This is a genomic window from Pseudomonas sp. GW822-FHT07A10, assembly GCF_058798795.1.
Genome location: NZ_JBXAKV010000011.1, coordinates 116,966 through 129,429, shown reverse-complemented (window position 1 = coordinate 129,429; position 12,464 = coordinate 116,966). Strand labels below are relative to the sequence as shown.

Annotated in this window: 11 protein-coding genes and 1 pseudogene; 4 read left to right on the top strand and 8 right to left on the bottom strand. The window is 58.4% G+C overall.

Going from position 1 to position 12,464, the window contains the following annotated elements:
* The first annotated feature begins 169 nt into the window (after nt 1-169).
* Complete coding sequence (locus tag AC1RL4_RS19365) at nt 170-1,126, top strand: AraC family transcriptional regulator (protein WP_230175080.1); 957 nt, start codon at nt 170-172, stop codon at nt 1,124-1,126.
* A 31-nt stretch (nt 1,127-1,157) separates the two neighbouring features.
* On the opposite strand, the gene AC1RL4_RS19360 is transcribed toward AC1RL4_RS19365, so the two are convergent.
* From AC1RL4_RS19360 to AC1RL4_RS19350, 3 genes are all read right to left on the bottom strand, one after another.
* Entirely contained in the window at nt 1,158-1,655 is a 498-nt protein-coding gene (locus tag AC1RL4_RS19360) for a GNAT family N-acetyltransferase (protein ID WP_230175078.1), read from the bottom strand.
* 97 nt (nt 1,656-1,752) lie between these two features.
* Nucleotides 1,753-2,073 (bottom strand): isochorismate lyase, encoded by a 321-nt coding sequence (locus tag AC1RL4_RS19355; RefSeq protein WP_019580154.1) that lies wholly within the window; start codon nt 2,071-2,073, stop codon nt 1,753-1,755.
* A gap of 56 nt (nt 2,074-2,129) precedes the next feature.
* A complete protein-coding gene (locus AC1RL4_RS19350; RefSeq protein ID WP_230175076.1) occupies nt 2,130-3,029 on the bottom strand; it encodes a LysR family transcriptional regulator in 900 nt (299 codons plus the stop codon).
* Between the two features lie 92 nt (nt 3,030-3,121).
* Here AC1RL4_RS19350 and AC1RL4_RS19345 point away from each other — a divergent pair, with 92 nt between their 5' ends.
* Nucleotides 3,122-4,129 (top strand): aldo/keto reductase, encoded by a 1,008-nt coding sequence (locus AC1RL4_RS19345; protein WP_096479947.1) that lies wholly within the window; start codon nt 3,122-3,124, stop codon nt 4,127-4,129.
* A 24-nt stretch (nt 4,130-4,153) separates the two neighbouring features.
* On the opposite strand, the gene AC1RL4_RS19340 is transcribed toward AC1RL4_RS19345, so the two are convergent.
* From AC1RL4_RS19340 to AC1RL4_RS19330, 3 genes are all read right to left on the bottom strand, one after another.
* A complete protein-coding gene (locus tag AC1RL4_RS19340) occupies nt 4,154-4,459 on the bottom strand; it encodes a hypothetical protein (RefSeq protein WP_230175074.1) in 306 nt (101 codons plus the stop codon).
* 15 nt (nt 4,460-4,474) lie between these two features.
* Nucleotides 4,475-4,786 carry a hypothetical protein gene (locus AC1RL4_RS19335; RefSeq protein ID WP_096479949.1) on the bottom strand — a complete coding sequence of 104 codons (312 nt, stop codon included), beginning with the start codon at nt 4,784-4,786 and terminating at the stop codon, nt 4,475-4,477.
* A gap of 159 nt (nt 4,787-4,945) precedes the next feature.
* Complete coding sequence (locus tag AC1RL4_RS19330) at nt 4,946-6,019, bottom strand: alpha/beta fold hydrolase (RefSeq protein ID WP_230175072.1); 1,074 nt, start codon at nt 6,017-6,019, stop codon at nt 4,946-4,948.
* A gap of 205 nt (nt 6,020-6,224) precedes the next feature.
* On the opposite strand from AC1RL4_RS19330, the gene AC1RL4_RS19325 reads away from it, so the two are divergent.
* Nucleotides 6,225-6,689: a VOC family protein gene (locus AC1RL4_RS19325; RefSeq protein WP_230175070.1), complete on the top strand. Its 465-nt coding sequence runs from the start codon at nt 6,225-6,227 to the stop codon at nt 6,687-6,689.
* A gap of 48 nt (nt 6,690-6,737) precedes the next feature.
* On the opposite strand, the gene AC1RL4_RS19320 is transcribed toward AC1RL4_RS19325, so the two are convergent.
* Together AC1RL4_RS19320 and AC1RL4_RS19315 are read right to left on the bottom strand one after the other, a co-directional pair.
* Nucleotides 6,738-7,160, bottom strand: a complete 423-nt coding sequence (locus AC1RL4_RS19320; RefSeq protein WP_230175094.1) for an NUDIX hydrolase — start codon at nt 7,158-7,160, stop codon at nt 6,738-6,740.
* Nucleotides 7,161-7,205: 45 nt separating this feature from the next.
* A pseudogene (locus AC1RL4_RS19315) lies at nt 7,206-7,691 on the bottom strand (GrpB family protein); the annotation flags it as partial.
* 505 nt (nt 7,692-8,196) lie between these two features.
* Here AC1RL4_RS19315 and AC1RL4_RS19310 point away from each other — a divergent pair.
* Nucleotides 8,197-12,312, top strand: coding sequence for a beta strand repeat-containing protein (locus tag AC1RL4_RS19310; protein WP_230175068.1), 4,116 nt, complete (start codon nt 8,197-8,199; stop codon nt 12,310-12,312).
* Nucleotides 12,313-12,464 lie beyond the last annotated feature (152 nt).

Below are 12,464 nucleotides of genomic sequence, written 5' to 3'. Positions count from 1 at the left end.
CTCCTGCTGCCTTGGTCGAGTTGGAATGGGGCAATTACGGTTGACGTCGGAGCCAATGACCATCGATCTCTGAGTCCGCGTTGGTGCTAATCTAGGCATCGCGGTTCAGGTGGTGAATGACCGATGCGCCTGAATACCTGCTCCGGAGTCCGGAAAAGAGGACGGGCAAGTGTTGGATGCGCTTTCTGATGTCTTGCGTGTGATCAGGCTGTCTGGAGGGGTCTTCCTCGAGGCGGAACTCACTGCGCCCTGGTGCATCAACGGCAGAATCTCGGCGGATGATTGCAAACCGTTCCTGGCGGCCCCTCGACATATCATTGCGTCGCATTTTGTCGCCGCGGGGCACATGCAAATACGAATAGACGGTGGTGCCACCCTCGACGTGGGGGTAGGCGAACTCGTTCTGCTTCCTCGCAATGATGCCCATTCCTTTGGCAGTGACCTGAGCATTGCGCCCATGCCGGCGAGGGAAGTCATTCAGCCACCAGACGTCGGCGGCATTTCACGAATCAGGTACGGCGGGGGCGGCGAGGTCACGCAGTTGTTGTGTGGCTTCCTCGGCTCTGAAACACCCTTCAGCCCGTTGCTTTCGTCGCTGCCATCCTTATTGAAACTCGACCTGCGCGCGACGGCTTCGGGCACCTGGATCGAAAGCTCATTCCGTTTTGCTGTGAGTGAAATCGCGGCGGGACGGGTCGGCTCGACAACGGTCATCGCCAAGCTATCCGAATTGCTATTCGTCGAAGCCGTCAGCCAGTACGTCGCCAGCCTACCCACTGAGCGGCGCGGGTGGCTGGCGGGTTTGCGAGACCCGCATATCGGGCGCGCACTGGCGCTACTCCATGCTCGTCCAACCGAGGGCTGGACTGCAGAAGCGCTGGCGCTTGAAGTGGGCATGTCGCGCTCGGTATTCGCGGAGCGATTCACGGCATTGGTCGGACAGCCACCGATGCAATACCTGACGCTCTGGCGTATGCACGTGGCGGCTCAACACCTACGCGAAGGTCGCGGCAATGTGGCGCAAATTGGCTTTGCCGTTGGCTACGAGTCCGAAGCTGCGTTCAGTCGCGCATTCAAACGCCAGTTCGGCACGTCACCCGGCACTTGGCGCAGACAATCAGCATGAGAAGATCCGGAGCCGATGGAGACTCACTCAGCTAAATCGAAAGACCAAACCGACATTCGTGCTCTGCCCCTTTTCGAGACGCATGTTCGATCAAGAAGCCACACCGTTCGAGTACTTTTGCCGAGCCGATATTTCCCGCGTATACGGTGGCAACCAGTTGTTTAAGGTTCCAGTGCACCTGCGCCTGCTGGATCAGATGCTTCACCGCCAGCGTCGCCAGTCCCTGTCCGCAAGCGTTTTGGGCAATCCGGTAGCCGACTTCTGCCGACCGCTCGGTCATGTCGATGCCTTTGAGGTTCGCCCGACCCACGATGTTTCCGGCGTCATCTTCGATGACGAATGGGTGCCAGGTTCCGGCGGCAAAATCAGCTAAATAAGCGTCAATGTGGTCGGTGACGCCCTGCACCGAATAAAAAGCAGAGCCGCGCGCGTCAATGTGGCGCTCGAACCATTCGCGATTGTCCAACTCGAACGCCAGCAACGCCTCGGCATCAGTACTTTGCAGGGTACGAATTCTGACGGGCTTCATAAGGTCGCTTTCCTTGCGGGTGAAACTACTTGAATGATTGTGCAGTGGAACAACTGTCCGCTCCTGGCCGGTAGGGCGGACAGTCAGGACACTAGCGTCAGGCTTCGGATTGATGAGCCGCCCAGTGTTTCATCTCTTCGGCAATGAAGTGGTTCACCAGGTCGCTGTACATCTTCTCGATGGCATCCGGGCTCAGGCCCTCGGCTTCGGCCCATTCGCGTCGTGTTGCCAACATGGCCTTGAAACGCTCCGGAGCGCGCACCGAAGTCACCGAGGTCTTGAACTTCGAGGCGGCCAGCACGTAGTGAAAACGCTTGCCCAGCAGCTTGATAACGGCCTGATCAAGGGCGTCGATTTCGCGTCGGATATCTTCCATGCCTGCACACTCTGCGGGCTGCAACTGATTGATGACTTCCATGTAGGTGACTCCGTTTGTTGAAAAAATCGTGGATTCAAGTTTTGATTTTACGACGGCTACGCAGCCTCGCGAGCGCTGATAAATTCGATGAGCGCTTTCAAGGCGGGTGGCACATGCCGCCGGCTTGAGTAGTAAAGAAAGAACCGGCTGGGCGGTGCTTTCCACTCCTGGAGTATTTCTCTGAGATGCCCGTTCCGGAGATCGTCGCGCACCAGCTCCTCGTAGACATAGGCAATACCAGCGCCGTCTTTCGCTGCCTGGATCATCAGCCCATCGTCTTCCAGAATCAGCGGGCCGGTGACGGACAATCGTATCGGTTGACCGTCGGCTTGATACTCCCAGGCGTAAAGTTTGCCACTGGGAAAACGCCTGGCAATGCACGCATGGTCGAGCAAGTCGCGGGGGACGTGCGCGGTTCCCTTCGCGGCCAGATAAGCATCCGCGGCTACGGTCACGAACGATTGAGGTGCGCCGACAGGGACTGCGATCATGTCACCGGCCAGGCTTTCACCAAAGCGGACTCCAGCGTCAAATCCCTCGTTCACGATATCGGTCAATCCATCATCGGTGATCAGGTCCAACTGAATACGTGGATACTTGGCCACGAAGGGCGCCAGCACTTTCGCAAACACGATGCGAGCCGCGGGACGCGCCACGTTGAGGCGAAGTTTGCCAGCGGGCACTTCCTGCATCGAGGTCAATTGCGCCAATGCATCGTTAACCTGGCTCAGGCTCGGGACCAGCGTCGCCAATAACTGCTGGCCGGCCTCGGTCGGGGTCACGCTACGAGTGGTTCGGTTCAGCAGCCTGATGCCCAAACGTGCTTCCAACGCTCGCATTGCGTGACTCAACGCGGAAGCCGAAACGCCACGTTCGTCGGCGGCCTTGCGAAAGCTGCGATGGCGAGCGACGGCGGCAAAGGCGTCGAGTTCAGAGAGATCGGGGTGATAACTCATGAGTGTTGTTCAGTAGTTCAAATACGATTACCTATCTTATCGTCATGAGACCTCTGCCGGATACTTCCTCCATCATTCGTGGAGAGGTCGCTATGCAAAACAATCGTCTTGGATCATCGGATTTTCTGATTTCGCCGATTGGCCTGGGAACCTGGGCAATCGCCGGCACCGGCTGGGAGTACAGTTGGGGAGCGCAGGATGACAAGGACAGCCTGGGCGCACTTGAATATGCTGTCGAACGCGGCGTTAACTGGATTGATACCGCTGCGGTTTATGGCTTGGGCCATGCGGAGCAACTGGTGGGGCAATTGCTGCGGCGGGTGCCGGCCTCACGGCGTCCTTTGGTGTTCACCAAAGGCAGTCTGGTCTGGGACCCGGTCACGAAGAAGATTTCGCATTCACTGGCCCCTCAATCCTTGCTCGCCGAGATCGACGCAAGCTTGCGCCGGCTTCAAGTCGAGACCATCGATCTTTATCAGATCCACTGGCCTGCTTTTCCTGCCGACGCCAGCAGTGAAGGCATTGAAATGGCGCTTTCGGCTTTGGCCGCCGCGCGCGATCAAGGAAAGATCCGCGCGATCGGTGTATCGAATTTCGATGTCGCTCAACTCAAGCGGGCGCAGGCGGTGACAGAGATCGTTTCGCTCCAACCGCCATACTCAGCCTTGATGCGGGACATCGAGCAGGACGTTCTGCCATTCTGTGAGCAGGCCGGGATGGGTGTGCTTGCCTATTCCACGCTTCAATCAGGGCTACTGTCCGGCAGCATGACGCGCGAACGCATCTCGCAACTGCCCGATGACGATTGGCGCAAGGCCCGAAGTGCTGATTTCCAGGAACCCCGTTTGAGTGCGAACCTGGCATTGGTTGACGTCATGGCACGCATTGGAGAAAGGCACGGGGTGAGCGCTGCTGCGGTCGCCATCGCCTGGGTTCTTCGCAAACCGGTCGTGACGGGCGCCATTGTCGGAGCCCGCCATCGCGCACAAGTAGACGGGCTGATTGCAGCCCTGGAGTTGCGCCTCAGCGCTGCGGAAATCGATGAAATTCGACCGTTCCTGCCGGCGGGCATGGGAACAAATGTCCCTGGTGCCGCCTGACACTATTGAGAAGAGGATGAGTGTTCAGTTTTGCATACTGAACAGAGGCGTTCGATGGGTAGCAGAGCGGTCGATCAAGATCGCAATGCTACCCATCACATCACCGATCAAGCCCGGCGGCGCGGTCAGCACCACCATCCACATGCGAGAGAAGTTCTGCAGTTGCAGCATAAGCAGTAGCAGGATGCTGATCATCATCAGCGGGGCCACCGCCAGCAGCGCCTTGTTGGCCTTGTCGCTTTCCTCCACCGCGCCGCCCACGTCGATGCGGTAGCCCAACGGCTGTTTCGCTTCGATCTTCTTGAGCAACGGCTGGATCTGCTGCGTCACCGATACACCTTGCTATCAGTTTTTGCACTCCGCCATCACCACATGACAGGTCGTCGGCGTGCCACCGGATTGGCCGGCATAGCGTATGCAATTATCCATGGACTTTTGGCGAGCCATGTCCAGGGTGGAGCCCCAGGCCAGGCCACCTTCGCCGGCGGTGGGTAGCGCTTTTGCATAGCAACTTGAGCCTGCGCTTGAGTCTGCACTTGAGGCCGAGTAGCGGGCCGTGGAAGTTTTGCCCGCACAGCCCGCGGTCAGGGCCAGGTTGATGACGAGCAGGGAAGGGAGGATCCATGACGAACATTGGCGTGCTGTTTTGCCGATCATCCCGGTTCCCCTGTATCAAGAGGCTGGAGGCGTGTTTGTGGTCGTGTTCTATTCAGATTAGACGGTGTTGCGCCTGCCTTGGTTAAAACGGCTCGTTAAATAAACGAGCCGTTGTTGTGAGGGTGTTCAGCGGGGCAAGTGCATGGATGTCAGATCACCTCAAAGGTGATCCGCATCAATCACAGCCTTGGCGAACGCCTGCGGATCTTCCTGCGGCAGGTTGTGGCCGATGCCGCCGCTGATCAGCCGGAACTCGTATTTGCCGGTGAAGCGCTTGGCGTAATCCTCGGGGGCGGGGTGCGGCGCGCCGTTGGCATCGCCTTCAAGGGTGATGGTCGGCACGCTGATGGAAGGCGCCGTGGCCAGTTTCTGCTCCAGCGCTTCGTATCGGCTCTCGCCCTGGACCAGGCCCAGGCGCCAGCGGTAGTTGAACACGGTGATGTCGACATGGTCGGGGTTGTCCAGCGCCTTGGCGCTGCGGTCGAAAGTGGCGTCGTCGAACGCCCATTTCGGCGAAGCCAGTTGCCATATCAACTTGGCGAAGTCGTGGGTGTTTTTCTCGTACCCGGCGCGACCGCGATCGGTGGCGAAGTAAAACTGATACCACCACTGCAATTCAGCCTTGGGTGGCAGCGGGTTCTTGCCGGCCGCCTGATTGCCGATCAGATACCCGCTGACCGAGACCAGCGCCTTGACCCGTTCTGGCCACAGCGCCGAGACGATGTCGGCCGAGCGTGCGCCCCAATCGTAACCACCGAGCACGGCTTGTTTGATCTTCAGCGCATCCATGAAGTCGATGACGTCACTGGCCAGCGCAGCCGGTTGGCCATTACGAACGGTTTTATCGGACAGAAAATGCGTATCGCCATAGCCACGCGCATACGGCATCAGCACTCGATAGCCCTTTGCAGCAAGCAACGGGGCGACCTCGTCATAGCTGTGAATGTCGTACGGCCAGCCGTGCAGAAGAATCACCACCGGCCCATTAGCCGGGCCTGTTTCGGCGTATGCCACGTCCAGCAGGCCGGCGTTGACATGCTTGAGCGGGCCGAATGGGGAGGGTGTTGCATGAGTGGCACCAGCATTGACCGAGGTTGGCTGCGCCGCGGCGGTCGTTTGTGCGTGGGCCGCACCGAGAACGCCGAACAGGGTAAACGCGAGGATCGACGAGCCGACCAGGCGGTGGCGGGTTTTGCCGGTTTTGCCGGTTTTGTTATGCAGTGCCATCTTCATGTGATGTCTCCGTTGCAAGCCGTTGGCCAGGGGTTCTGACTGAGCCCCTCGAAACCTTGTTTGCATTTGAACGCGGCGACGTATCTGGTCTGTGTCGAATCGCAGGCCAAGTGAAAAGCCATGTATCGAGAGGCTAATCAGACACACTGTGATACATAAGGAGAAATCTCGGTATCAAGTCGCATATCTGAAAAAGGTGGGGCCATTGAAATTAAAGTTCAGCCATGTGGATGTTCTCGTCAAAGACCTTGAGGAAGCGTGCAGGTATTACGCCCGTGTCTTCAGTGCCAAAATTTCAAAGACACTTGATTGGCAGCGCGACGGTTTGCATGTGCGCTATGCGATCGTCATGTTCGGCACGGAGCGCCTTATGCTGGTGCAACCGTTTACCGGAAATCTCAAGGCTCTGATGGACGCCAACGGCGAAGGCACCATCTACCGGCACTGCTATTCCACACCGGACATCGAGGCAGCCTACAACGAATTGATCGACGCAGGCGTCCAGCCGGAAAATGAGAACGGCAAACCGCTGTCTCGCGATAACCTCCAGTCGCCAAGTGGGACACGCATACTCTGGTTACCGAAACGTTTCGGGCATTTTTCTATTGAGTTGCTTGAAGAGAAAGAGCTGGAGGCATTTATCAAGGAGGCATTTGCCGAGGAGAGGTGAGGGAAAACACTCGGCATTACCATGTTGACCAGCCGATTGGTCCAGGCTCTACGTGGTCAGAGCTTCAACTCTATTTCTGATCTGGACCAACGCTGACTGGAACAGCCTGTGACAGGGTTCAGGAAAATCAAGCTTCAACGGATGCCAAAAAAACTCAAAGATGCGGCCGCCATCGTCATCTGTTTCAAAACTCCACTCGTCGGGCAATGGGTCTGAAACCTCACATAACTGAAGAGACCAAATCTGTTCCTCGAACTCAGCATTCCAAAGGCCGAGATCCCTCACTGCCCGGGCGTTGCAAATTCCTGACTCCTCGCTGAGTTCGCGTACAGCCGCATTGGGAAGAGACTCACCTGATTCGATAGTGCCCTTCACAAACTGATAACCAGCGACAGGATGTTTGAACGCGAGGCTGTATACGATTCCTTGAATCGTGCGCAAAACGACAGGGCAGGCTTTTGTTGCAGGCATGGCGCATCCGGCTACATCTCTGCGAGCGGATGTCGAGACCAACCCCATAACCTCGCTGATAAAGGGTGCCTTCCGTGCCAGGTATTCACCTATGCCGTCGGTGTTGCTTGCTTCCAGTTCAAGCTTCAAGTCTTGATACCGCTGGCGAAGCACAGGGTCGCTCCTGAGCAAATCACGAAAGCGGAGCATTCTGTCGATTTGACCGTGGTCGGTGATACAAACGTGGGCCTTGTGTGTTCGCACACCATCAACATCGCGACGATAAAAATGGTGTCCTGCCGACAGATCGCTTCCTCGTGCGTACCCTAGACCACGCATGACAGCGTCTCGGGAGGATTCGTTTCGATGCTCCGCAACCTCGACCAGGAGGTCGATCTCTGGCTTGGCTGCGAGCTCGGGAACGGCGGTGCTTCCGACATGATGGATGGCAACAAGCTCAGTGCCGAACGCCTTCGCGACCTGCTCTTTGGCGCTAAGAAAAAGCCCAGGCCATGCACTGTCGTAGAGGGAAATCTTGCTGGTTAGCGCCATGGTGCTTCTTCCTTGTATCCGCAGGCTTGCTAATACGGACACTCCAAGCGCGCTTTATACGCCACCAGACAGCATCCATGCGAGGGCGGGATGTTAGCGTTTCCAATGCGCAGCAGCTATTAGAGTTGGGAGACCAGGGATCTGGCTGCTGACGCACCCGATTGCCGCTTCTGGCCGAAAGTAGACTGACGAGGTCCTAGCTTAACTGGCGCTGCCTCGTCGGCGTTGCGGGAGAGGGCGACGATCACGGTGATCTTTTGTATGACCAGGCACACCTTGCGTTCTTTCCTGAGTACCGGCTGCACCTTGCCTCATCTCTGCGTTGCGTTCCACTGCGTTCACAACTGATTCGCAGCGCGATAGGGCGGTTGTGCGCGGTATTTGCGGGTTCGTTGGGACATCAGACGAAAGGCTTACTGAGTCATTCAAATGAATGATGGATGGGTATTTACCGAGAATTAGACTTACACCGTCAAAATGCCATTAACTCTAGAGGAGTGTGCTCATGGCCACTGTAAATGGCAATGATAATGCCAATATCCTGACGGGTAGCACCACCAATGACAACCTCAATGGACTGGGCGGTAACGACACACTCTACGGCAACGGTGGTGACGATACGCTGGACGGCGGCACCGGCAATGACCTGCTTGTGGGTGGACGCGGCAGCGATACCTATCGGTTCGGCCAGGGCTATGGCTTCGATGTGATCGACAATTCCGGTGGCGTCAACAACGACGTCGACACCCTCCTGCTGACCAACCTCAATGCCAACCAGATCCGCCTGACCCGCAGCGGCAACGACCTGGTGCTCACCGTTCTGGCCAGTGGCGAGACCCTCACCGTGAGCCAGAACTTTCTCGATGCGGATCACGCGATCGACCGAATCCAGTTCGTTGACGGCAGCCGTTGGAACGCCAGCGCTATCCTGGCGAACCTCTACTACCCACCCAACACCCCCACTGATGGCGCCGACATCATCAACGGTAATCCCACCGATGACAATCTATTCGGCTTGGGTGGTGACGATACGCTGTACGGCAACGGCGGTAATGACACGCTCGACGGCGGCAGCGGCAACGACCGCATGGAAGGCGGCGTGGGGAATGACACTTATATGGTTGATGCTGCCGGTGATGTGGTGGTGGAGGCCAGCAACGCTGGCGATGATCTGGTCCAGGCCAGTATCAACTACACCTTGGGCAGCAACGTCGAGCGTCTGACCCTGACCGGCAGCGCCAACATCAATGGCGTCGGCAACTCGCTGGCCAACACTCTGATCGGCAACGCCGGTAATAACCTGCTTGACGGCGGTGCTGGCACCGACAGCATGGCGGGCGGCAGCGGTGACGATACCTACATCGTCGATAAGAGTGGCGACAGCGTGTCCGAACTGGCAGGTGGCGGTAACGATACTGTCCGCGCTTCGCTGAACTACAGCCTGGGCGCCAACCTGGAAAATCTCGAACTCACCGGCAGCAGTAATCTCAATGGCACCGGCAACGCCCTGGCCAATCGACTGACCGGCAACACCGGCAATAACCTCCTCGATGGTGGTACCGGTGATGACTTTCTCGTCGGCCGCCGCGGCAACGACACCTACCTCTATGGCACCAACTATGGCAACGACGTGATCGATAACAGTGGCGGTGCCAACGCCGACGTCGATACCGTGCAACTGGTCGGACTCAACAGTAACAACGTGAGCTTTGTGCACACCGGCAACGACCTGCAGATGGTGGTGCTGGCCACCTCCCAGACCCTGACCCTGAAAAACTTTTATCTGGGCGCCGATTACGAGATCGACCAGCTTCGTTTCGGCAACAACGTGGTCTGGAACACCGCCGCCCTCAAGGCCGCAGCTACCAGCCCGAACGTCGCGCCGACCTCCACCAACGACAGTCAGACTACCTTGGAAGACACGTCAGTCATCCTGGACAGCACCGACTTCGGCACCTACAGCGACCCGGAAAACACCCCGTTGGCTGCGGTGAAAATCACCAGCTTGCCATTGTTCGGCAGCCTGCAGTACAACAACGGCAGTGCCTGGGGCGCGGTGGTTCAGGACCAGGTCATCAGCAAGGCCGACCTCGACGCCGGCAAACTGCAATTCGTCCCGGCCCTCAATGGTAATGGGAGCGGCTACGTCAGCATCGGCTTCAAGGTCAGCGACGGCGTGGCCTTCGCAGTCAGCGCCAATACCCTGAGCATTGATGTGACATCGGTCAATGATGCGCCGACCGTATCGGGGCCGGTCAGTTTGCCGGACGGCATGGAAGACAGCGCCTACACTTTCACTGCTGCCCAGTTGCTGGCCAACGCCAGCGACGTCGATATCGACGACAACCTGAGCGTGCAGAGTGTCAGCGTCGACCCGGTCGATGGCTCGATCATGGCCAACCCTGGTGGCAGCTGGTTTTTTATTCCGGCGCTCGATCGTAATGGTCTGGTGAATTTTGCACTAGTGATTGCCGACAGCGCTGGTGCGACGGTTGCCACTTCGGCCAACCTCCGCCTTGCGCCGGTTGAAGATGCTCCCGCAGCAGTAGCCACGGTCATCGCGCTGAGCGATGACAGCGGAATCGCTGGCGACTTCATCACCAACATCGAATCCCAGACCCTGAGCGGCACTTACACCGGCACCCTGAACACCGGCGAGACCATCCAGGTTTCCGCCGATGGTGGCACTACTTGGGTCAATGCGGCGGCCGATAGCGTAACCCATAGCTGGATCGCCAGCGATGTCACCTTGATCAGCAGCGGTACAGACTTGCTGGTCCATACCATCAATGCCACCGGCACCAGCCAAGCTGGCACCGGCCACAGCTACACCCTCGATACCAGCGCCGACGTCGGTAACGACCTGAGGGTTGTGCTCACCGACCGCCTGATCAACAACGCCGAGAAGTCCGCGGTCGCCTACAGCGTGACTGGCCTCGACGCGGACGCCAGCGCCACCATCACCTTCAGCGACGCGACCAATCACCACGTGGTCGGCGTCAACGGCAGCGCCGACCTGTCCAGTCTGAACGATGGCCCGATCAGCATATCGATCGTCGCCACCGATGTCGCGGGCAACAGCGCCAGCAACAGCATCGGCAGCCAGACACAAATACTGACGTTCGATGATGTTCCAGATGGCCCGCTAATCAACCAGTACCTGGGTCTCGGCGTCACTGTCTATGGCGCCACAATTGTTGGTGCTGCTAATACCGTATGGCCTTATCACTCACCAACGAACCTCTCTTATTCTGAAGTTGGCCTGATGAGTTTCACCTTCAATTTGGCCATTACCGGCAATATCCAATCGGTGTCGGCTTATGTTTCGGGTGAAGCGAATACCGGTCTTTTTGCTTACAGCGCCTCTGGCGCGCTGATCGGACAAACGGTTTTGCTGTCTGGGGCAGTTAATATGCTGCTGACTGTGACCTCCTCCGGCGACCCAATCACGCAGCTGGAGATCCACGATGGGGGCGCAACCTTCGCGGTGGATGACCTCGCCTTCACCAGTATCGGCGCACTCACACTGGACACCACCGCCGACACGGGCGGCGACCTGACGGTGTCGCTGGCCGATTCCCTTATCAGCAATGCCGAGAAGACGACGGTCGCCTACACGGTTACTGGCCTCGACGCGGACGCCAGCGCCACCGTCAGTTTCAGCGATGGCAGCCAAAGTGTCGCTGGCGTCAACGGCAGCGCCGACCTGTCCAGCCTGAGCGATGGCTCGATCAATGCGTCGGTAACGGCCAGCGACACGGCCGGCAACACCGTCAGCGGCACCGGCAGTACAATTACTCTCGATACCACCGCGCCGCTGGTGAGCGGCCCGGTGACCTTGGCCGATGGCAGTGAAGACTCCGCCTATAGCTTCAGCGCTGCGCAACTGTTGGCCAATACCAGCGACATCGGCAACACGCCGAGCGTGAAGGGCGTCAACGTCAATCCGAACGATGGCACGCTCACCGACCATTGCGACGGAAGCTGGACCTTTACCCCGGGGGGCGGCAGCGGCTGGGGCATCTACGCGCAGCGCTATGATTCCAACGGTGCAGCGGTGGGTGACGAGGCGCGGGTCAACAGCACCACGGCCAACAATCAATATCAACCCACGATCAGCGGGCTCAGCGACGGTGGTTATATGGTGAGCTGGACGTCCAACGGCCAAGACGGCAGCAACTCCGGCATCTGCAGCCAAGGCTACGACGCCAACGGCAACCCCGTCATCGATCACCTCGAATGGACCGGCGGCGCCTCGGTCAACCTGATCCGCAGTACCGTCGAAACCGACTGGTTCAGCGGCGGCACCGGCACCGCCACCTTCCAGTTCGCCCAGCTCCCTGGCGATCGCGCCGATCTGGTCACCGACTTCACTCAGGGCAGCGACGTGCTGTTGCTCAACAGCGGGCTATTCAACTTACAGGGCCAGACCGTCGCCGAGACACTGGCCAACGTCAGTGGCGCTGAAAACGAGGTGGCAGGAGCGCACTTGGTGTTCAACCAGGATGACCACTCGCTCTATTACGACGCTGACGGCGCAGTCAACGGCGATGCCATCGCGGTGGTGACCCTGACCGGGGTAGCGACCCTGACGGCGAGCGATGTGCAGATGTACGTCTAAGGTGCCGAGGGTTGCAGGACAAACAGGTCCCCAACCCCCAATCAGCCGGGTGAAGAGGTTGATCAGTTGCGTCTGGCGGGTGATGCCAGTTTTGCGAAACAGTGTGCGTAGCTAGGGCCGCTTGGTGTTGATGGAGACGTTCAGGAGCGCGG